The following is a 21,591-nucleotide window of genomic DNA, read 5'->3' on the forward strand; positions in this document are numbered from 1 at the left end:
TTTACGCGCTAATTGGTAAAAAAGCGCCGATCGACAACTTACGATCGGCGCCAGCATGTACACATCCGCGTTGCGTAGAACGTTCAGCACGCTAATTTTTAGCGAGAAAGCAGGCTATCCAACCCAAGCGCCAAGTCTCGCTTGATATCGATAAGGCTTTCCAGCCCTACCGCTACCCGTACTAGCCCTTCAGCGATACCGGCTGCTTCCTTCTGCGCTTCCGATAAACGGCCATGGGTAGTGGTTCCCGGATGAGTGATGGTGGTTTTTACATCGCCGAGATTGCCGGTAATCGAGAGCATACGGGTGGCATCGATTACCTGCCAGGCACCTTCGCGGCCATTGATCACCTCGAAACCCAGCACCGCACCAAAGCCCTCTTGCTGACGCCTGGCTTGCTCATGCTGAGGATGATCCGGCAAGCCGCTGTAATACACTTTGTTTACCGCCGGATGTGCCTGCAACCACTGAGCCAGCCCCAAGGCATTCTCGCAGTGCGCCCGCATACGCAGCGACAGCGTTTCCAATCCCTTGGTGAATATCCAAGCATTGAAGGGACTCAGGCAGGGGCCGCAGGTACGCACCACGCCGAACACTTCTTCCAGCAGGGCATGGCTACCTACCACAGCGCCACCCACGGCACGTCCCTGGCCATCGAGGTACTTAGTCGCCGAATGAATCACCAGGTCGGCACCCAAGGCAAGCGGCTGCTGAAGCGCCGGCGTCAAGAAGCAGTTATCGACCGCCAACAACACTTGATGCTGGTGGGCGAGTTCCGCCAGAGCGGCGATATCCACCACTTCCGACAAAGGATTGGAGGGTGTTTCAGCAAACAACAGGCGGGTTTGCGGCGTGATAGCCGCTTCCCAGGCGTCAAGATTGGAAAGCTCCACGTAACGTGTCGTGATACCCAGCTTGCCCAAATATTTATCGAATAAGCTCACGGTGGAGCCGAACAGAGAACGCGAAGCCACGATTTCATCGCCGCTGGAAAGCAGTGCCAAGGCCGTCGCCAGAATCGCCGACATGCCCGAACTCGTCGCCACGCAACGTTCGCCGCCTTCCAGTGCCGCCAGCCGCTTTTCGAAAGTGCTCACCGTGGGGTTGGTGAAGCGGGAATAGACGTTCCCCGGCTCTTCCCCACTGAACTTGCGCGCAGCTTCCGCTGCGCTGCCATAGACAAAGCTCGAGGTGGGAAAAATCGGCTCGGAATGCTCCTGCTCGAAGGTGCGCTCGTGACCGGCACGGATCGCCAGGGTGTCCAGCGACCATCCCTGCGGATTGCTTTCATCTTGCATGACCTACCCTTTAGTCGATGTCATCGTCATCTTGATTGTGCATATCCACCAATGCATGGTCCCCGGCACTATTCTGGCGGGAAGTATCATTGCGGCTCGCTTCAAGATCGGCGAGATAGGCATCATCGATATCGCCGGTCACGTAATCACCATCGAACACGGAACAGTCAAACTCATCGAGTGCTGGGTTGACGTTACGACAGGCGGTCTTCAGGTCTTCCAGGTTCTGGTAGAAAATCCTGTCGGCGCCAATCAATTCACCCACTTCTTCCTCGGTACGCCCATGCGCTATCAGCTCACTGGCCGCCGGCATGTCAATACCGTACACATTGGGGTAACGCACCGGCGGTGCGGCAGAAGCGAAATACACATTGCGTGCGCCTGCTTCGCGCGCCATCTGGATGATCTGCTTGCAAGTGGTACCACGCACGATGGAATCATCCACCAACAGCACGTTCTTATCCTTGAATTCGATGGCGATGGCGTTGAGTTTCTGACGCACCGATTTCTTGCGCTGGGTCTGGCCGGGCATGATGAAGGTGCGGCCGATATAACGATTCTTCATGAACCCTTCGCGGTACGTCACACCCAGATGCTGGGCCATTTCCAGCGCCGAGGTGCGCGACGTATCCGGAATCGGAATCACCACATCGATATCATGGTCCGGCCATTCTTGCATGATCCGATCGCCGAGCTTGCGTCCCATTTCCATGCGCGTGCCGTAAACGTAGGCACCATCGAGTATCGAGTCGGGGCGAGCCAGGTAAACATGCTCGAAAACGCAGGAAGTAAGCTTTGGGCGGTCGGCACATACCTGAGTATGTATCTTACCCTGCATATCGACGAAAATCGCTTCACCCGGTGACAGGTCACGCACCAGCTCAAAGCCGCCCACATCCAGCGCCACCGACTCCGAAGCGATCATCACTTCCTGGCCATCTCCCTGATCACGGGTGCCGAAGACTACCGGGCGAATGCCATGGGGGTCGCGAAATGCCACCATGCCGAAGCCGTTGATGATCGCCACAGCGACATAACCGCCCTTGCAGCGACGGTGTACACGACGCACGGCATCAAAGATGTCTTCGGACTCCAGGTGCAGCCCCTGCTTGCCCAGTTCGTGAGCGAACACATTGAGCAACACTTCAGAATCGGAACTGGTATTGATATGGCGCAGATCGGTCGAAAACAATTCCTGCTTGAGCTGTTCGGAATTGGTCAGGTTACCGTTATGGGCCAGGGCGATCCCATAAGGCGAATTGACATAAAATGGCTGGGACTCGGCTTCGCTGGAAGAACCCGCCGTCGGATAGCGCACATGCCCGATGCCAAGCTTGCCTTGCAGGCGGGCCATGTGCCGGGTATGAAAGACATCACGCACCAAGCCATTGCTCTTGCGCAACAGGAAGCGGCCTTCATGCCAGGTCATCATGCCGGCTGCATCCTGGCCGCGATGCTGAAGCACCGTCAGGGCATCGTAAATTCCCTGATTCACTGCTTGCTTGGCCAGAAGGCCCACAATACCGCACATTCCAGTTACCTCGCTTGAGACATCGACTCGCGGTGACGAGTCTAAAAATTCATGGGGATGAGGTTTATTGGCTCAACCCCGGCACATGGCGATTCAGTTGCGGAAGTGAAATATCCCTTAATGATGCTGGCGTTTCGGGAAGATCACGCTCCCAGTTATCCAGCTGGCTAACCGCCCAATCACGCAACTGCTCGAAAGTGGGACGTAGCGAGGCATCCTGCCAGGCATCAAGACTTGATAGAGGGGTCAAGGTGATAAGGACAGTGGCAATTACCAGAATGGCTGCGCCTCGGGCAGCGCCAAAGATAGTACCGGCCATGCGATTGAAAAACCCCATGCCAGCCCATTCGACTGCCGCGTGCAGCACACGGATAACAATACCGCATAACAGAATGACCGCAAAAATCACCAGAATGAAGGCCAGTACCAGCCTGGCATCATGGCTGTCGATCAAGCCACCGAGCGTCTCGGCAACGGGTTCGGCCAGCATTCTGGCGACCAGCAATGCCACCACCCAAGCGGCCAGGCCGAGCGCCTCACGCACGAGCCCTCGGGTGAAACCCGCCAGCATGGAAAGCACCAGCACCGCCAGAAATACGGCATCGATCCAGGTCAATGCCATGGTTATTCTTTCACCCTGACCAGTAATCCTTGAAGGTTGGCGCGTTGCTTCACTGCCAGCATCGCTTGCTCGCCTTTTTCAGCCGTATCGAATGGGCCGACAAATACCGTGGTCAAGTTGCCTTTGCGCTGGCGCTGGTAAACCTGGAAGCCTTGGTTCTCAAGCTGCTCAGTCAAGCGTTCCACATTAGCGGGCTCGCCGAAGCTGCCGACCTGCACTGCCCAGTCTCCTGGAGAAGAAGCCGAGGGCACTGCATCAGCAGCATTTGCCTGGTTCGTTTCGCTTGCCTGTCTCGTTTCGTTCGCCGCCATCAGCTCGGCAATCGGATCGCGTGGCTGCGAGGACTCGGGTTGCGCTGTCTCAGGCACTGCCGGTTCCGGCTCGCGGGGGCTTACTTCGATGGGGTCGATCTCGACGGGCTGGTCGATTGCCGGGACATCCTGCTCTTGGGTAGAAAGCTGCTCGACTGAAGCGGGTATTTCCGGGCGCGGTACATCACGACGCTCCACGTCGATGGGCTGTTCGATGGTCAGGTTAGGGCGTGGACGCTCTTCCCGTGGCGCGGGGTCGCTCATCAACCAAGGCACGATTATCGCGGCCAATGCCAAGAGAATAACGATACCACTTACGCGTTCAGTCATGCCGTATTTCATTTCCTTCTCCAACAGGCAAGGTCACTGCCTGCGGTAGCGCCATGCTCAATAATTCGGCGACAGTGACGAATGATCCAGTGGCCAATACGCGATCTGATTCGTTGAGTTGCGCACCTAGCCAATGGGCGCCCTCTGCAGGTGTCGAGGCTATATGACTCACTGCAAGGCCGCGATGTTCCAGGCGCTTCACCAAATCACTAGCCGAACGTCCACGCTCGCCTTCCAGGCCGACACAAATCCAGTGCGTGACGGCTGCTGCCAGGGCATCAATCACACCCTCGGCATCCTTGTCCTCAAGCATGCCGAGCAAGGCCCAGGTGCGTCCCGTGCACGGTTGCTGTTGCAGTTGGCTGGCCACATAGGCTGCTGCATGCGGGTTGTGGCCCACATCCAGGCACCATTGCCCCACCCATTGCATACGCCCCGGCACGCTTACGGCTGCTAGCGCTTCTCGACAACAGGCTTCTGAAAGCGACACTCCACTCAAGGCCAGCGCCTGCAACGCCGTCGCCGCATTATCCAACGGCAAGCCGGGATCAGGTAATGCCGTGAGTGTAATCGGCTGAGCGCTTTGATCCACACCTTGCCATGCCCAACCCGCGGCATGTGAATGACGATTGAACGATTCGCCTAAGGCGTGAACCGGTGCACCCAAGTCTTCAGCGGTTTGCCTGACGCTTACTGGCAAGCTTGTGCTTCCCAGCACCGTCGGGCGGGCCGGGCGAAAAATACCGGCTTTCTCTCGCCCGATCTGCTCGATATCGGTTCCCAGGAAACTCGCGTGATCCTGCGCAATGGTGGTGACCACGGCTACATCCGCATCAAGGATATTGACCGCATCCAACCGACCGCCCAAGCCCACTTCCAGCACCACGAGATCCAACGCCGCCTGTCCAAGACACCACAAGGCACACAGCGTGCCTGCTTCAAAGTAAGTCAAACTGATGGCGGGGTCTTGCAGGCGTGCCTGCTCCACCTGCTCAAACCCTTTGATCAAGCAATCGTCGGTGACGTGAATGCCGTCAAGGCAAATCCGCTCGTTATAGTGCAGCAAATGGGGTGACGTATAGGTGCCTACGGAAAGTCCATGCGCACGTGCCAAGCGATCCACCATGGCCAACGTCGAGCCCTTGCCGTTGGTACCCGCGATGGTGATTACGCAAGCAGCCAATGGCTGCTCCCTGAGTCTCATTCGATCAGCCACGGCAGCTACCCGCTCAAGCCCCATGTCAATACCCACAGGGTGCAAGGTTTCCAGATAATGCAGCCAACCATTCAGAGTATCAGGCATTGCGCGAACGATCTTCATCCACAGCGGACGAGGATGGCTCGCGCCGAGTCTCATCGCTATCCTGGGTGGCGGAAGTGGCTGCTGCATCCAGCTCTGCAGCATCAGCGATGGGGGCTTCATCCACCAATGGCTCGGCATTCTCGCTGATAACAGCTTCCTCGACAGGCTCCCCCGTGGCGATGCCCGGCTGATGAGTCAACTTACGCAGAATAGCGCCTATGCGTGTGCGCATCTCATGGCGATGCATGATCATGTCCACGGTGCCGTGCTCGAGCAAAAACTCGCTACGCTGAAAGCCTTCAGGCAAGGTTTCTCGGACCGTCTGTTCGATGACTCTCGGACCAGCGAAGCCGATCAAGGCATTGGGTTCGGCAATATTCAAATCGCCCAACATCGCAAGGGATGCGGATACACCGCCGAATACCGGGTCGGTCAATACCGATATATACGGAACCCCGGCTTGTTTGAGAGCCTCCAGCGCCGCTGAGGTCTTGGCCATTTGCATTAAGGAAAATAAGGCTTCTTGCATGCGTGCCCCACCGGAGGCGGCAAAGCATACTAGCGGAATGCCTTCTTCACGCGCCAAGGTAGCGGCACGTATAAACTTTTCGCCGACCACCGACCCCATGGAGCCGCCCATGAAGGTAAATTCGAAGGCCACCGCCACCACGGGCAGGCCGTCCAATTGCCCCTTCATGGTCACCAGCGCATCTTTTTCGCCGGTATCCTTCTGGGCCGCTGCCAGGCGATCCTTGTATTTCTTGGTATCACGAAACTTGAGACGATCGATCGGCTCAATATCAGCGGCAATTTCCTTGCGCCCGTCTTTATCCAGAAACCAGTCCAGACGTTTACGTGCGGTCAAACGCAAGTGATGCTCACATTTGGGGCAGACGCTGTGATGCTTCTCAAGCTCGGGAAGATAAAGTACCGCTTCACATTTAGGGCACTTACGCCACAGACCATCCGGCACGCTGGCGCGGCGGTCTTTGCGCTGGATACGCCCCATGGAGGGCACGATCTTGTCCAACCAGCTCATATCAGAAAGGTTTCCGTTATGCAGTCAACGCCTGGCGATGCCAGGCTCGGTAAGTGTCATGAAATTACACAAAAAGTAAATTCAGTTGCGGTTCAATGCATCCATCGAGTGTCGCATCTCACCCAGGACGGCTTTCAGTAGACCGGGGATGATTTCCGGCGTGTCGACGTTTTCGGCTATTTGATTGATCAAGGCGCTACCCACGATAACGCCATCCGCCACCTTGGCCACTTCAGCGGCCGTGGCACCGTCACGAATACCGAAACCCACACATAGCGGCAAGCCGGTCATTTCACGCAAGGGTGCCAGATGGCTGGCAACATCATCGGCATTCAATGAGGCCGAACCGGTCACGCCTTTCAGCGACACATAGTAAAGATAGCCTTCCCCGTGAGCGCATATTGTAGCGGCACGCTCATTGGAAGTGGTAGGGGCAACCAGAAAGATTGATGCCAATCCGCGCGCCTTGAGAATGGGGCCGAATTCATCTGCCTCTTCCGGGGGCATATCCACGGTCAGAACGCCATCGACCCCCGCACTCGCCGCCTGGTCGGCAAATGCCTGGTAACCCAGTCGCTCCACAGGGTTGAGGTAGCCCATCAACACCACCGGTGTGGTGGTATCGCTTTGCCTGAACTCCTCAACCATGGTGAACAAATGGCTGAGACACGTGCCATGCTTGAGAGCGCGCTCACAGGCTTTCTGAATCACCGGACCGTCGGCCATCGGGTCAGAGAACGGCACCCCTAGCTCAATGATATCGGCACCCGCCTCGACCAGCGCATGCATGAAGCCCACGGTATGATCGGGGGCCGGGTCGCCGGCGGTAATAAAGGGAATCAGAGCCTTGCGGCCCTGATGCTTGAGGTCGGTAAAACGTTGATCGATACGGTTCATCTTGAGCCCTTAAAATTCGACGCCGTCAAGCTTGGCCACTGTCATGATGTCCTTGTCGCCACGTCCGGAGAGGTTGACGACGATATGCTGATCGGGACGCATCGTAGGTGCCAACACCTTGGCATAGGCAAGCGCATGGGCTGACTCAAGGGCCGGCATGATGCCTTCCATATGCGTCAGTTCACGAAAGGCTTCAAGCACTTCGCGGTCGTTGGCCGTGACGTACTTGACCCGTCCCACATCCTTCCACAGCGCATGTTCGGGGCCTACACCGGGATAATCCAGGCCCGCGGAGATCGAATGCGTGTCAGAGACCTGACCGGCTTCATCGGACATCAAGTAAGTACGGTTGCCGTGCAATACGCCGCGCGGTGCGTTGGAGGAAAGAGGAGCCGCGTGACGGCCGGTTTCGACCCCATCACCGCCGGCCTCGACGCCGTACATCGCCACGTCGTCATCTTCCACGAAGGGATAGAACAGCCCCAGCGCATTGGAGCCACCTCCCACACAAGCAATCAGCGCATCGGGCAGACGACCGATTTGCTCCAATGACTGGCGCCGGGCTTCCCGGCCGACCACGGCGTTGAAATCGCGCACCAGCATCGGATAAGGATGCGGCCCCGCTACGGTGCCGATGATATAGAAGGTGTTATCGACGTTAGTGACCCAGTCACGCAGTGCCTCGTTCATGGCATCTTTCAACGTCCGCGTGCCGGATTCCACGGGAATAACCTTGGCGCCCAGAAGATGCATGCGATAGACGTTGAGTTTCTGACGCTCTACATCCGCGGCTCCCATGTAGACTTCACACTCGAGCCCCAGGCGTGCGGCGACCGTGGCGGTGGCCACCCCGTGCTGACCGGCGCCGGTCTCGGCGATCACGCGCGGCTTGCCACTCTTCTTGGCCAGCAATGCCTGGCCAATGGTGTTGTTCACCTTATGAGCACCGGTGTGATTGAGATCTTCCCGCTTGAGCCAGATCTGTGCGCCACCCAACTCCCTGGACCATCGCTTCGCATGATAAAGCGGCGAGGGACGGCCGACATAATAGGCCATATCATGGTCGAACTCGGCCTGGAAGGCAGGATCATCGCGAAGATCCAGATAGATCTTCTCCAGCTCATCCAAGGCAAAGCTTAGGGTTTCCGAAACAAAACGGCCGCCGTAGGGACCAAAATGGCCACGGGCGTCCGGCATTCGGGTCAGGTCGCTGAACTTGGTCACGGTTAGTACCTCACAGGATCGCCAGAACAGGCAAAAAGTAAATGAACATGACGCTATAAACTCGGCGTGGCATGCGAGACATCATTCAAGTGATACCTCAAATGCCACCTACTTCAGGGCGGCGGCTCAACGATTGTCGGCCTGCGCTACCTGGCGGACAAAGGCTGCCATTTTTTCGCCATCCTTGTGACCGGGGGAAGACTCTACACCGCCGGAGACATCAACCGCGAAAGGCGCCACGCCGGCCACTGCCTGAGCGACATTGACCGCCGTCAAGCCCCCGGCGAGGATAACAGGTTTAGCCAGGCTTGCGGGGATTCTCGACCAATCGAAGGTCTCACCCGTTCCTCCCGGCACGCCGGGGCGATATGCATCCAGCAGCAAGGCGCCGGCATTGCGATAACGTGCAGCAGCGGCCTGTAAATCAAGGCCGTCACGCATGCGCAACGCCTTGTACCACGGCTTGCCAAAGGCATCGCAGGCCTCCGGGGTTTCATCACCATGAAACTGAAGGCAATCCAAGTAAGTCAGACAAGGCTCGATGAAGGCCGGTGACTGATCGACAAACAACCCGACCCGCGTCACGAAGGAGGGTACCCGCGCAGACAAGGTGGCCAGCTGTTCAAGAGACACCGCGCGCGAGCTATGCGGCCATAGGACGAAACCGATAGCATCCACCCCCAGCGCCACGGCTTTATCGATATCCTCGGGCCGACCCAGACCGCATATCTTGATCCGGGTTCTCGCCCAGGCTTTTTCGGGCTGGCTCATATGACTCTCGCTCCACCCTTGGCTCGTTCCACTGTGGATCTGTCGCGGCGCGACGTCACCAAGGGACAATCCGGCAGACCGCGCGCCCCCGTCTCCTCGCCCAGAAATGCCAGCAAATTAGGCCCCAATAATTCCTTGGGCAAGTCGAAACGTTCATCGTAGAGCGAATCGACGAAGTGCAGCCCGCAGCCGGGCGCTGTCACATCCGCCTGCCGGCGGTCCTTCAAGGCTAACAGCCGAACAAGATAGTCGGTGCCCTGCTCTTCACGTCCGACTGTGACCAAGGCACCGACGATATTACGAATCATGTGATGCAAGAAGGCGTTACCTTGCACATCCACCACCACCAACGGTCCGTGGCGTTTGACGTCGATGAAATGCAGGTGCCGCCAAGGCGTGCGCGACTGACAACCCGCCGCCCGAAAGCTTGTGAAATCATGTTCGCCCACCAATGCCTGGGCAGCGATATGCATGGCCTCGGCATTCAAGTGGTCACGACACCAAGTAACGTTGGCACGTTCAAGTACCGGTCGGCTCATCTGATTGAGCAGGATATAACGGTAGCGTCGCCCCAGGGCATCGAAGCGCGAGTGGAAGCTATCCGGCACCGCCTTGACCCAACGCACCGCGATATCGCGCGGCAGCTTGGCATTGACGCCGAAGACCCAGGCTTTTTCCGAACGCGCTGTCGGAGGGTCGAAGTGCACCACTTGGCGCGTGGCGTGCACGCCGGTATCCGTTCGCCCGCTGGCCTTCACGCGCACCGGGGCATTGGCGATATGCGCCAGGGCCTTTTCCAGAGACGCCTGAACCGAGGCGGCATGGGTCAACCGCTGAAATCCGCAATAGGCACTTCCATCATATTCCACTCCCATGGCCAGACGGCCAGGAAGCGGTTGATGTTCATCGAGATGGTAAATCTGGTTCATTGCTTGCCATCGGGTCTGTAGGCGGACGGCGCATCACGGATGTGGCGCGAAGAATCGGCTTTGTGTTTATCAGTCGACTGACTATTGGCCGGCTGGCTATTATCCAGATCACGCGCATCGAATGCCACCTCTTCAATTTCCCAATCGATTTCAGGTTGCTCATCAAAACCCTTGGTGTCATGTGGATAACGCTGCATCCCCATTTTTTCAGTCAAAGACGGCTGGGGTTTCAGGGTAGAAGCCTCGAGTTCGGAAAGCGCCGATGCGGGAAGCTGCGCTGAAAAAGGCTCAGATGAACGAGACACCTGCGTGAAGTCGATCGTCGGTTGCATAGGAGTCTCTTCCCGAACCGCCTCCTCGTTGCTCAGCACGGGCGGCTCATAATCGATCATCCGCTCGCGATCCTGCTTGGCCGGCGCAGGCATCTCGGGCGCTTCCCCCCCGACTGGGTCTGTTACTGACGGCTCCTCAAGGGACTCCGAAGGCTTTTCAATCATCGGCGTCTCGCTATCGTCCCATTGCAAAGGGGCTTCTTCGGTTGGCGGTTCGGGCTCGGCTTCGTTACGTGCAGAAGGCGCTTTCTCTGCTTGATCATCAACTGCTGCGTAGCTGTGCGCGACACTCATCCCCGGCGCCTCGTCGTGCAACAAAGCATCGGTGTGCGATGAAGGGGCTGCTTGCGTCTCGTCCCGGGCCTGTATCGATGAGGTCGCGCGGTTCATTGCCGAGCTGGACACCCCGGCACTTGGCACTTGAGGCTCGGCTCTTGATATATCGGAATCGGCTATCACTGGTTCTTCCCAGACATCGCGGCGGCGACGAAGCGCCACCAATACCGCCAGCAACAGCGCAATGGCAATGCCTGTCACCCACCATTGATAATGCTGCCATAACGCTGCTCCCGCCTGCCACCAAGGGTCATCTTGGGTGGCCCGGGCGACTTTCGGGGGATCCGTAGCCAAGGCGTCCAATTCTTCACGCAGCGTGTAGAGCAGCCCATGCAGCTGATCGACTTCTTCATGCAGCGACTCACGCTCTGTAAGCAAGGTTTGGATGGTTGCCTGGCTTTCCTCCCAACGCCGCTCAAGATCAGCTAGACGTGCCCGTTCTTCTGCAAGCGCCTCCCTGCTCGGCGCTTCAGGTTGCATTACCCCTGTCAACGCGATTGAAGCGGCAATTGCCGTCTCACTAATCTCTAGTGGATCGGGCATCTGCACAGAAGGCAACGGCACTGCCTCGGGGGTACCGCCATCACGGCGACTCCAGGCCTGGTTCATCGCCTGAATAGTCTCGGCCGCCGAGTCGGGCGAGCGAGCCATTACCCGGCTTGGCGGCGGCACTTCCAAGGTAAGCCCTTCGCGCATTTCATGGATATTGCCAGAGGGAAACACATTGGGGTTAGCTTCGAGCAAGGCAATCATCATCTGCTGGACGTTGACCTCAGCTGGGCGCAAGCGTTCCGCCACACTCCATAATGTATCGCCCCGGCTGATATAGGCACCCGATGATGATGAAGGCTGGGCAACCGGCGCATTGGTGGAACGCGATGCCGAGGCGCTTGGCGAGGCTTGAGACGAGCCCTCTTCCAAGGAAGGCATGGACGCATAGTCCGGCGGATCAAGCAGTAATGTGACCTCTCGAACCTGGCGCCCTTGGGGAGAGTCCAGGTACAGCAAGAGATCCAACCAAGGATCATTCACGGGACGCTGCGTGGAAAGCTGTACCTGCCATTCGCCCTTTACCCGGCTGATATCCGCTTGAACGCTGGCCGCCAACGGCGTGCGCGCCAAGCCGATTGCCTCAAAATCCTGCTCATCGGCTACCTGCGCGCTTAATTGCTCGATGTCAGAACCGCTGATATCAAGCAGCGGAATCGATGCCTTCAATGGCGTATTGAGTGGAGATTCCACCGTGGCCTGACCTAGACCCAGCGCCGCCACTAACGGACTGGTGGACAGCAGTGCCAACAGCATGGCGAACGTAAGCGTATGTCTCATGAACATCCCTTGGAGTAACAATTCAACGTCTGTCTCTGCAAAACAGCTGCCTTTTGTAAACAATCGACTTGGAAAAACTTGAAGATTTTGAATTAGTTTTATCATACTCGGGGACTGAAACGCATAAAAAACGGAGAACCTGATCAGTTCTCCGTTTTTCTTTTTTGGCACTAGCTTAATGCTTATTCGCTACAAATCAGCCGATTACTGCTCGCGCAGGATTTTCAGCATCCGCTTGAGCGGCTCAGCAGCCCCCCACAGAAGCTGGTCGCCAGCGGTAAAGGCAGAGAGGTATTCTCCTCCCATGGCCAATTTACGCAGACGCCCTACCGGTACATCCAGGGTGCCGGTAACGGCTGCCGGGGTCAGACCATTGATGGTGGCATCCTTGTCATTGGCAATGACCTTGACCCAGTCATTGTGGCTGGCGATACGGTCTTCGATCTCATCCAGCGGCACGTCCTGCTTGAGCTTGATGGTAAAGGCTTGGCTGTGCGAGCGCATGGCACCGACACGTACACAGAGGCCGTCGATAGGCACTGGGTTGTCGCGCAGGCCGAGGATCTTGTTACTTTCGACCCCGGCTTTCCATTCTTCACGGCTCTGACCGTTTTCGAGCTTGGTATCGATCCACGGCAACAGGCTACCGGCCAGCGGCGCAGCAAAGTTATCAGTGGGAAATTCACTGCTACGCATGGCTGCCGTCACCTTGCGATCGATATCCAGGATAGCGCTGGACGGATCGGCAAGTTCATTGCCGACGCTGTCACGCAGTGCGCCCATCTGGTTGAGCAGTTCACGCATGTGCTTGGCGCCGGAACCGGAGGCCGCCTGATAGGTCATCGAGGTCATCCACTCGATCATATCGGCCTCGAACAGCCCACCCAAACCCATCAGCATCAAGCTGACGGTACAGTTGCCGCCCACGAACGTCTTGGCGCCCTTGGCCAGCTGATCGTCGATCACCTTGCGATTGACCGGGTCGAGCACGATGGTGGCTTCATCCTCCATGCGCAGCGTGCTCGCGGCATCGATCCAATATCCCTGCCAGCCGCTTTTACGCAGATCAGCATAAACCTCACTGGTATAATCACCCCCTTGGCAGGTAATGACCACGTCCAGCGCCTTGAGCTCATCAATGACAAAGGCATCCTTCAACGTTGGTACGTCAACGCCGATATCCGGCCCCGGCTGACCCACTTGGGAGGTGGTGAAGAACACCGGCTCGATGCCATTGAAGTCGCCATCTTCCTGCATGCGTTGCATCAGTACCGAACCCACCATGCCACGCCATCCGACGAAACCAACTTTCAACATGTGAAGCCCTCCAGCAAAGAATGAAAGCTGTATTATACACACCACAGGGCAATCTCGCAGAAGGCCCGGCGGCGTGCATTTGTCGCTATCCCATTGTTACAAGCGACATCAACCTTGAGCGAAAGCCGCCAATACCGCGTCACCCATGGCTTGGGTGGAAACCGCCTGCATGCCGTCAGAGGCAATATCGGCAGTACGCAGGCCGTCATCCAGCACTTGGCCCACCGCTGCCTCGATACGCTCGGCCAATGCCGGCTCACTGAGCGAATAACGCAGCATCATGGCCACCGAAAGCATCATCGCCAAGGGGTTGGCCACGTTCTTCCCGGCGATATCGGGGGCACTGCCGTGGCAGGGCTCGTACATGCCCTGGCCGCTTTCATTAAGTGACGCCGAGGGCAGCATGCCGATGGAGCCGGTCAGCATGGCGGCGGCATCCGAGAGAATATCGCCGAACATGTTGCCGGTAACGATCACATCGAATTGTTTGGGCGCGCGCACCAGCTGCATTGCGGCGTTATCCACGTACATGTGGGTCAGCTCGACATCCAGGTATTCCTGAGCCAGGCGGGTCATCACTTCACGCCAGAGCATGGTGACTTCCAGAACGTTGGCCTTGTCCACCGAACACAGTTTTTTGCCGCGTTTACGTGCCATTTCAAAGGCGACACGCCCGATACGCTCGATTTCGGACTCGGAATACACGTAGGTATTGAAGCCTACGCGCTCACCGTCGCGTATTTCGATGCCACGCGGCTGACCGAAATAGATACCCCCGGTGAGCTCGCGCACGATCATGATATCCAGGCCGGAGACGAGCTCGGGCTTGAGCGAGGATGCCTCGACCAGTTGCGGATACAGAATCGCCGGGCGCAGATTGCCGAACAGACCCAAGTGCTTGCGCAGCCCCAACAAGCCTTTTTCCGGGCGCTTGGAAAGATCTTCCAGCGTATCCCACTTGGGGCCGCCCACGGCACCCAGCAGAATCGCATCTGCGGCCTTGGCCTTTTGCAAGGTCTCCGGGGGCAAGGGCTCCAGATGGGCATCGTAAGCCGCGCCCCCCACCAACGCCTCTTCCACGTCGATATCCAAGCCGGATTCCTGGCAAGCCGCCAGCAGGCGCGATGCCTGAAGGCTGATTTCCGGACCGATACCATCACCCGGCAAAAGCAAAATCTTGCGTGTCATCCTGGCTCCTTAAATTAAATTCATTGAAAAAACTCTTTAACAGAATTCAGCGGTTCAGGCGTCAGCCAACCTGCATGGTTTCGCGGAACAGCCAAGGCCGTTCGGTGCGATGCCGGGCTTCAAACGTGCGAATGGCGTCTTCGTCCTTCAAGGTAAGACCAATATCGTCGAGCCCTTCCAGCAGGCAGTGCTTGCGAAACGCATCCACTTCAAATTCCAGCACTTCGCCCGAGGGCGTAATCAGACGCTGATTATCCAGATCCACATCCAGGCGGTAGCCTTCATTAGGCTCGACTTCCTGAAACAGCCGATCAATCTCTTCTTCGGCCAAGGTCACCAGCAAGATGCCGTTCTTGAATGCATTATTGTAGAAGATATCGGCGAAACTCGGGGCAATTACCACCTTGAACCCGAAATCCTCCAGCGCCCAGGGAGCATGTTCACGCGAGCTGCCACAGCCGAAATTGCGCCGTGCAAGCAAGACACTGGCCCCTTGATAGCGCGGTTGATTGAGCACAAAGTCCGGATTCAAGGGGCGGCCGGCGATATCCTGACCGGGATAGCCTTCATCCAGATAACGCAGGTCATCGAACAGATTGACCCCGAATCCGGTGCGTTTGATGGACTTCAGGAACTGCTTGGGAATGATCAGGTCGGTGTCGACATTGGCTCGATCGAGCGGCGCCACCAAGCCTTCTAAGCGTTCGAATTTTTGCATGGTTCAGGCCTCCTTGACGAGAGCGGGGTCATTGGCGGCAGCGCTATCGATCCCACGCACATCCACGAAATGTCCGGCGATAGCGGCAGCGGCGGCCATGGCCGGGCTGACCAGATGCGTGCGCCCGCCGTAGCCTTGGCGACTTTCGAAATTACGGTTGGACGTGGACGCACAGTGCTCACCGGCACCCAGCTTGTCGGCGTTCATCGCAAGGCACATGGAACAGCCCGGCTCGCGCCATTCAAAGCCCGCTTCAATGAATATCCTGTCGAGCCCTTCCGCTTCCGCCTGGCGCTTGACCAGACCGGACCCCGGCACCACCATCGCCAACATGATCGAACCGGCAACCTTCTTGCCACGCGCCACCTTGGCCGCTTCACGCAGGTCTTCGATGCGCGAGTTGGTGCAGGAGCCGATGAATACCTTGTCCAGCTTAATATCGGTGATCTTCTGATTGGCCAAAAGCCCCATGTATTCCAGCGCTCGCGCATGGCTGCGCTGCACGGTTTCATCAAAAGCCGCAGCGGGATCGGGCACCTGGCCGGAGATACCTGTCACCATTTCCGGGCTGGTTCCCCAGCTCACTTGAGGCTCGATGTCCTCGGCCTTCAAGGTAACCTCCTTGTCGAAGGCTGCACCGTCATCGGATACCAGATGGCGCCAATCGGCGACCGCCGCCTTCCACTGGTCGCCCCGGGGCGCATAAGGACGCTCCGCCAGGTAATCGATGGTGGTGTCGTCGACGGCGATCAGGCCCACCCGGGCGCCCGCTTCGATGGCCATGTTGCACACAGTCATGCGGCCTTCCATGGAAAGCGAGGCAATGGCGTCACCGGCAAATTCAATCGCATAACCGGTACCACCCGCGGTACCGATCTTGCCGATAATGGCCAAGACGACGTCCTTGGCGGTAACACCGGTGCCCAGCTCACCTTCGACGCGCACCTGCATGTTCTTCATTTTCTGCGCCAGCAGGCACTGGGTCGCCAGCACATGCTCGACTTCCGAGGTGCCGATACCGTGCGCCAAGGCGCCGAAGGCCCCATGAGTCGCGGTATGGGAATCGCCGCAGACCACTGTCATGCCGGGAAGCGTGGCGCCCTGCTCCGGGCCTACCACGTGCACGATGCCTTGGCGGGGGTCGTTGATCTTGAACTCTTCGATACCGAAGCTCAGGCAGTTTTCATCTAGCGTCTGCACCTGGATCAAGGACGTCGCATCCTTGATACCGGCGTTGCCTTCGGCACGTTCCTTGATGGTGGTCGGCACATTGTGGTCCGGCGTCGCCAGGTTGGCATCCAGGCGCCACGGCTTGCGCCCGGCCAGACGCAGGCCTTCGAACGCCTGGGGAGACGTCACTTCATGCAGCAAGTGGCGGTCGATGTAGATCAGCGCGGTGCCGTCATCGCGCTGCTTGACCAGATGCTGCGACCAGAGTTTGTCGTAAAGGGTTTGACCTGACATGTGCTCTCCCGGGCGGTGCCCTGCTAGTGTGTCTTGCCAGCGTCTTCGCGCCGGTGATGCTTGAGTGTTACGCGGGCTGCACATAAATGCAATTCATGTTATTCATGCTTTAGATTCCAAACTGGAATACCAAATGGATACCCAAAACCTGCAAGCCTTCCTGGCCGTGGCCGACACGCAAAGCTTCTCGCGTGCCGCTGAACAATTGCACCTCACCCAGCCGGCCGTGAGCAAGCGCATCGCCACCCTGGAGTCTCAGTTGAGCACGCGCCTATTCGACCGCATCGGGCGGCGTATCGCGCTTACCGAGGCAGGCAGCGTGCTGCTGCCCCAGGCGCGGCATATTCTGTTCACGGTGGAAGATAGCCGCCGGGCACTCGCCAACCTATCCGGCCATGTGGGCGGCCGCTTGACCCTGGCCACCAGCCACCACATCGGACTGCACCGGCTACCCCCGCTACTGAAGCAGTACACTCAGCGTCACCCGGAAGTGGAGCTGGACCTGCACTTTCTCGATTCCGAACATGCCTACCAGGGCGTACTGGACGGCACCCTGGAAATGGCCGTGGTGACCCTTGCGCCCCACCCTTTCGAGCAACTTTACGTGGTCGAGTTATGGCGCGATAGATTGTGCTTTGTATGCGCCGCCGACCATCCCTTGGCACGCCAGGGGCATCTCTCGCTGGAAGCGCTGTGCCGATATAATTGCATACTGCCGGGGGCCAAGACGTTCACCCGCTCGCTGATCGAGCAGCGTTTCGCTGAAGCAGGCCTGCAACTGCCGGTGAGCATCTCGACCAATTATCTGGAAACGCTGAAGATGATGTGCAGCGTGGGGCTAGGCTGGAGCCTGCTGCCGGAAAAGATGATCGACAGCGAGCTTATCGAGCTTAGGGTAGACACCGCACCGATCCACCGCCCGCTAGGGTATCTGGTGCATACCAACAGGACACTTTCAAATGCGGCAAGGCGCATGATTGAGCAGCTGGAAAGTTCCAGCAAAGCTCCGAGCTGACTTTCTCAAACCGGCCTCCTTGGCGTATCCAAGGGGAGGGAATTGGGCAATCTCAAGCGATGCTCGCCCTTATTGAGCCGTGCCGCAATAAACTCTTGGTCCAACGCATCGTTATGAAGTTCGGTTAAGGCTTCGATGACCCGCTCCGCGTGGGCCTGAATGACCTCCAGTTGCTCGTTTTCAGCGAACAACGAGAGCGTCTTCAATGCCTTGAGCAAGGAAAGACAGATACTTACGTCCGAGCGTCCATAATAAAGAATTGGGGTAAAGAGCTTATACACCAAGCTGTTGAAGCGCTCCTCCGGCCAGGTTACCCGAATGCGGCCCTGGTCATCGGTCAATGTATTGCAGGGCTGAAACGATAGACGTTGGCACAGCAGTTCAGTGATTTGATGAAGACACAGGCGAGCAGTGCCAGGGTCATTGATACCTGGGGATAATGCCTTGATGGCAACTTCCATCAATTGAGTCAGACCGTTCACGTACAAACTCTTGACCGATTCTCCTTCCACGTACTCCAGCTGTGACAACGCCGACTTGCACCAGGTCTCGCTGGGGGTCTGGTCGGACTCGACCTTGAGCAGAGGGAACGCCTTTATCGTGTAATCACCAAAGGCAAAATTCAAATGTATAGCGGCGTCGATTTTCTCGGCGAGTTTGGCTAATTCCTCGAGATTGGCATTTTGGATATAACCGCTCTGATCGGAATAAATCCAGTGACAGGTTTTTTCGGAAACTGGAAAGGAGGAAAGGTAACGCCAGGTTTTGGCCTGCTGTTTCGTCTCGAGACGCTCCATGGAGGCTTGAGCGGATCGGTGCAGCCCTTGAGTAACGGCATTGATCTGGACCGACTGAGAGGCGTTATGAATAAAGTAGACAAAAAGGGCCAGGCAGTTGATGACCATGCCCGCCCCAAGATAGACCGCCAGCGATCGCCAAAGGTCCGGCGTCGCTCCCTCCATTGGCACCATCAATAAAACCAGGATAAATAGGATGGTGCCCAGGTAATGGCCCAGGACCTGCTGATGACGACGTTCAGTCACTAGGCTGAATACTAATTTCAGCGAAAAATTGCTCCCCGCCTGGGATAGAACGGACATTACCATCGAGAAACTGAACACTACCAGCGAGATCATGCCGCCAATCAAGGTCGCCAGCAGAGTGCGGGCGGTATCCGGGTTGTCGAAAGTAAGCGGTTCGAGAAAACCGGGCAGCTGGGATTCGTCTATCGGTGACAGGACAGCAAGCAAACCCAGAGACAGGTAAAAAAGGGTGATCAGGCTGGTCAGATAGGCGATGCTTTGGCGAAAATTTCTAAAGACCCTGATGGGCCATGCGAATAGAGAAAACATCGGTATATCCTGGAGGTTGCGTCAGGTTCATTTATCCATTTTCGCGGAATACCCCGTCTAAGCCACCGCATTAGGCGGGGATGGATAGCGTGGCGCTCGCAGAGCGCCTTGGTTTGTGGTTGATAATGACTGTATATTTTACCATCCTTACCGTAGCGTTTCAGGAAGGAGCTTCGGATGGCTTACGGTCACGGCAACAGCGACTCGGAAAAGCGGATGGTTTCGCTTGGTGTCGGTCAATTGACCGACGCTAAGTTCCATGCGTTGGTTCAGTTGCGTGATCAGTACCTGGAGGCCGCCAATGCCATGATGACAGCGGTGTTTGTCAGTGAGCCCTTGGCTGGCGTGCCGGACAAGAAGACGCTCGATCAAGCCCTGCTGGCGATTCAGAAAGACCGCCAGGGGTTGAACAAAGCCTATGTCGAAAAGGCGCGCATGGCGGTCAAGGATCATGCCCACGAGGCGCATGGGCGTTATCTTAGGCGCCTGGTGGGAAAGCTTTGTCACTGCGCCGATGAAATCGAAGGCTATCAGGGCAGCGGGCGGCGCTACTACCATATTGACGAGTCCCTTCAAGACAAGATCAGTCATGCCGAGTTAAGTGCCTTGCAGTGCAACGCCGAGGGTTGGGAGCGGGCGCTGACCCTGTACCGCCAAGTGGTGGTTCAGGGGTCAGGCGACGGGCTGTCTGAGGCCCAGGCCGCGGTTATTCACCATCTCCATGAAGCGGTTCAATCGCGCTATCTCCCGCCGGTGTATGGCAAGGATGAGGCCTTTACCTGCCAGTTGCATCTGGACTATCGCGTGGTGCGTGGCCTGAAAGACGGCAAGGTGCTTGACCCGCTCAACAAAGCGGCCGCGTTGCTTCTTCACGATCAAACAAACCGCTGCTATCAGCACTTCCTTGAGGTTTCTCATCCCACGCCACGGCAGCCGCCGATTCGCATCCCTATCCACCTGACCGAAAAGCGCCTGCGCCGCCTGGGCATTGAGGGGCTAAAGACCGCGTTCAAGAGTTTCGTCCTGGAAATTGGTACGTCACGCATTGAGGTCAAGGGCGTGGTGGAAAGGGTGCGCCCCGCGTACACCGCCGCGCAAACGACAGCCAATGCCTCCCCCGTCAAGCTGGCGGACGACGACTTCATTGCCCTGGCCAAGGCACTCAATGAGTGTGACACCCTAATGGGGCGTGATTTCGGCTACGCCAATACCATTGCCCTGACGGTATTGAAACGCGAGCGCGCGCTAAGTGCTGACGACCTCCGTGAGTTGATGGTGATTCGCCACCTTCCTCGAGCCCGCGCCAAGGCGGCGATGAAAGAATGGTTTTCCTCACGAGAAGGGCGAGATATCGAGGTGGTCACCCAGCAATGCTATTCGGGGCGAAACTTCCTGAAGGCGATTCATGGGCATTGTCAGTACATCGACCGCCTGAGCAGTCAGATCGACTGCCTTTACAACAAGATCGACGCGCTAAAGTGGATCCTGGTGACTACGCTTGCGTTAAATCCGGAGGAATGGATTCCCCAGAAAGGTCTTGCCTTTCCTGATGCCTTCGTTAAATCCCTGCACCAGCGCTTCTTTCATCTGCTTGATAAGGTCACCCACCTCAAAGCCAAGCGCCGCCAGCGCTATCGCCGCATTGCCGGCCTCAAGAAAAGCTGGTTTGGTTACCTGTCCAATCAGGAAATCGCGCTCGCCAAAGAACATAATGCCGCCATGATTCGTGAAGACCTCACGGTCATGGCGGTTGAGAAAACCGCGCCCGACTACAAAGGCCGGCGCTTCAACAAGATGATCAACAACGGGTCGAAGGGGCAATACATTCAGCGTGCATCGGACAAACTGCTCTGGAATGGTATTCCAGAGTTGGCGATGCCCACCCCTTACACTTCCCAGGCCTGTCTCTACCATCAACAGCTCGGGAAGCGGCAGGGCGAACGGTTCACCTGCCCGCGTTGTGAAAAATCCCGGCATTCAGACCTGAATGCCGCCATGAATATTGCCGGGATGCTGCTCACGCAGTGGCTTGGCAATAGTGAGAAACGATCTTCTTTTGGCAGGGCTATCTCGTCAGAGAACCTTGTTCATGAGAAGCCACTTCCAACTGCGTAGCAGTTGGAAGTAGTCGTTCACGCCGTGTTTAAATTGCCTATGCAATGCAGGGCAGAATACTTTCGTAAGGGTATAATGATGCGGTAATTTTCTTGACGCTCTCTCTCGCTTGACCCACGCTCAGAACACACCAATTTACTGCCCAGCGTTTCCGGCGAAACACTCAGGAA

Annotated in this window: 18 protein-coding genes; 2 read left to right on the plus strand and 16 right to left on the minus strand. The window is 57.2% G+C overall.

Annotated features, from left to right (window positions below):
- Positions 1 to 98 precede the first annotated feature (98 nt).
- The 15 genes from GPM19_RS08805 to leuC form a co-directional block, all read right to left on the minus strand.
- Positions 99 to 1,298, minus strand: a complete 1,200-nt coding sequence (locus GPM19_RS08805; RefSeq protein WP_160418666.1) for an O-succinylhomoserine sulfhydrylase — start codon at positions 1,296 to 1,298, stop codon at positions 99 to 101.
- Between the two features lie 10 nt (positions 1,299 to 1,308).
- Positions 1,309 to 2,829, minus strand: a complete 1,521-nt coding sequence (gene purF / locus GPM19_RS08810; RefSeq protein WP_160418667.1) for an amidophosphoribosyltransferase — start codon at positions 2,827 to 2,829, stop codon at positions 1,309 to 1,311.
- Positions 2,830 to 2,893: 64 nt separating this feature from the next.
- The gene (locus GPM19_RS08815) at positions 2,894 to 3,451 is read right to left on the minus strand and encodes a CvpA family protein (RefSeq protein ID WP_160418668.1); all 558 of its coding nucleotides are present in this window, start codon (positions 3,449 to 3,451) and stop codon (positions 2,894 to 2,896) included.
- A 2-nt stretch (positions 3,452 to 3,453) separates the two neighbouring features.
- On the minus strand, positions 3,454 to 4,104 hold the full coding sequence (locus GPM19_RS08820) for an SPOR domain-containing protein (RefSeq protein WP_160418669.1): 651 nt from the start codon (positions 4,102 to 4,104) through the stop codon (positions 3,454 to 3,456).
- Positions 4,085 to 5,395 (minus strand): bifunctional tetrahydrofolate synthase/dihydrofolate synthase, encoded by a 1,311-nt coding sequence (gene folC, locus GPM19_RS08825; RefSeq protein ID WP_160418670.1) that lies wholly within the window; start codon positions 5,393 to 5,395, stop codon positions 4,085 to 4,087. Before folC ends, GPM19_RS08820 begins: the two co-directional genes overlap by 20 nt.
- The gene (accD, locus tag GPM19_RS08830) at positions 5,388 to 6,434 is read right to left on the minus strand and encodes an acetyl-CoA carboxylase, carboxyltransferase subunit beta (protein ID WP_160418671.1); all 1,047 of its coding nucleotides are present in this window, start codon (positions 6,432 to 6,434) and stop codon (positions 5,388 to 5,390) included. Before accD ends, folC begins: the two co-directional genes overlap by 8 nt.
- Positions 6,435 to 6,515: 81 nt before the next feature.
- Entirely contained in the window at positions 6,516 to 7,331 is an 816-nt protein-coding gene (gene trpA, locus GPM19_RS08835; protein WP_160418672.1) for a tryptophan synthase subunit alpha, read from the minus strand.
- 9 nt (positions 7,332 to 7,340) lie between these two features.
- The gene (trpB, locus tag GPM19_RS08840) at positions 7,341 to 8,528 is read right to left on the minus strand and encodes a tryptophan synthase subunit beta (RefSeq protein ID WP_160418780.1); all 1,188 of its coding nucleotides are present in this window, start codon (positions 8,526 to 8,528) and stop codon (positions 7,341 to 7,343) included.
- Between the two features lie 153 nt (positions 8,529 to 8,681).
- The gene (locus GPM19_RS08845; protein ID WP_160418673.1) at positions 8,682 to 9,326 is read right to left on the minus strand and encodes a phosphoribosylanthranilate isomerase; all 645 of its coding nucleotides are present in this window, start codon (positions 9,324 to 9,326) and stop codon (positions 8,682 to 8,684) included.
- Positions 9,323 to 10,255, minus strand: a complete 933-nt coding sequence (gene truA / locus GPM19_RS08850; RefSeq protein ID WP_160418674.1) for a tRNA pseudouridine(38-40) synthase TruA — start codon at positions 10,253 to 10,255, stop codon at positions 9,323 to 9,325. The genes GPM19_RS08845 and truA overlap by 4 nt, the downstream gene beginning before the upstream one ends.
- On the minus strand, positions 10,252 to 12,252 hold the full coding sequence (locus GPM19_RS08855) for a type IV pilus assembly protein FimV (RefSeq protein ID WP_160418675.1): 2,001 nt from the start codon (positions 12,250 to 12,252) through the stop codon (positions 10,252 to 10,254). The genes truA and GPM19_RS08855 overlap by 4 nt, the downstream gene beginning before the upstream one ends.
- 204 nt (positions 12,253 to 12,456) lie before the next feature.
- The gene (asd, locus tag GPM19_RS08860; protein ID WP_160418676.1) at positions 12,457 to 13,569 is read right to left on the minus strand and encodes an aspartate-semialdehyde dehydrogenase; all 1,113 of its coding nucleotides are present in this window, start codon (positions 13,567 to 13,569) and stop codon (positions 12,457 to 12,459) included.
- A gap of 108 nt (positions 13,570 to 13,677) precedes the next feature.
- Positions 13,678 to 14,757, minus strand: a complete 1,080-nt coding sequence (gene leuB / locus GPM19_RS08865) for a 3-isopropylmalate dehydrogenase (protein ID WP_160418677.1) — start codon at positions 14,755 to 14,757, stop codon at positions 13,678 to 13,680.
- Positions 14,758 to 14,818: 61 nt separating this feature from the next.
- Positions 14,819 to 15,475, minus strand: a complete 657-nt coding sequence (gene leuD, locus GPM19_RS08870; RefSeq protein WP_160418678.1) for a 3-isopropylmalate dehydratase small subunit — start codon at positions 15,473 to 15,475, stop codon at positions 14,819 to 14,821.
- A 3-nt stretch (positions 15,476 to 15,478) separates the two neighbouring features.
- The gene (gene leuC, locus GPM19_RS08875; protein WP_160418679.1) at positions 15,479 to 16,939 is read right to left on the minus strand and encodes a 3-isopropylmalate dehydratase large subunit; all 1,461 of its coding nucleotides are present in this window, start codon (positions 16,937 to 16,939) and stop codon (positions 15,479 to 15,481) included.
- Positions 16,940 to 17,072: 133 nt separating this feature from the next.
- On the opposite strand from leuC, the gene GPM19_RS08880 reads away from it, so the two are divergent.
- Positions 17,073 to 17,954, plus strand: a complete 882-nt coding sequence (locus tag GPM19_RS08880) for a LysR family transcriptional regulator (protein ID WP_160418680.1) — start codon at positions 17,073 to 17,075, stop codon at positions 17,952 to 17,954.
- 5 nt (positions 17,955 to 17,959) lie between these two features.
- On the opposite strand, the gene GPM19_RS08885 is transcribed toward GPM19_RS08880, so the two are convergent.
- The gene (locus tag GPM19_RS08885) at positions 17,960 to 19,306 is read right to left on the minus strand and encodes a DUF2254 domain-containing protein (protein WP_160418681.1); all 1,347 of its coding nucleotides are present in this window, start codon (positions 19,304 to 19,306) and stop codon (positions 17,960 to 17,962) included.
- Positions 19,307 to 19,483: 177 nt separating this feature from the next.
- Here GPM19_RS08885 and GPM19_RS08890 point away from each other — a divergent pair, with 177 nt between their 5' ends.
- On the plus strand, positions 19,484 to 21,421 hold the full coding sequence (locus GPM19_RS08890) for a zinc ribbon domain-containing protein (RefSeq protein WP_160418682.1): 1,938 nt from the start codon (positions 19,484 to 19,486) through the stop codon (positions 21,419 to 21,421).
- Positions 21,422 to 21,591 lie beyond the last annotated feature (170 nt).

This window comes from Vreelandella zhuhanensis, from assembly GCF_009793355.1.
GTDB classification, from domain to species: Bacteria; Pseudomonadota; Gammaproteobacteria; order Pseudomonadales; family Halomonadaceae; genus Vreelandella; species Vreelandella zhuhanensis.